This is a genomic window from Corynebacterium sp. UMB8791 (assembly GCF_054166365.1).
The window spans coordinates 1-364 of the sequence record NZ_JBSZCG010000019.1; the positions used below are offsets into that span (position 1 = coordinate 1).

Consider the following 364-nt stretch of genomic DNA (forward strand, 5'->3'; position numbering starts at 1 on the left):
ATCTCCATGCGGAGACGGCGACGAGAACCCTCGGACACCAGAAGGTCCGACAACGCCGAAGTAATACCCTGGAACATCTGTGCCGAAGGGCGCGAGTTCCACAACAGTTGGTTGGCGAAATGGAGCGTGACACGAGCGAACTGCCAATCCGAAGGCTCGTAATACTGCTGTTGTGCAGACATCCCTAGCGAATCCCACAAATCCGTGATGATCGGATGCGGATTATCGATACCGAGTTCCGGCATAAACACATCGCCGTCGATGTCGATGGTGGTGATCTCATAATCCGGCTTGTTCCGACGCTCCCGCTCGGAAGACCGCTTAGGCACCGGCCCTCGTGCTCCCATTGTTTACCTCCCTACCG

1 protein-coding gene is annotated in these 364 nt (G+C 56.3%); it reads right to left on the minus strand.

Features of this window, described 5'->3' with window-relative positions; translation table 11 throughout:
• Nucleotides 1-347 (minus strand): phage terminase small subunit (locus tag ACXIUA_RS00350; protein WP_457975873.1); only part of this gene is annotated, 347 nt, incomplete at its 3' end.
• Between the last annotated feature and the right edge of the window lie 17 nt (nt 348-364).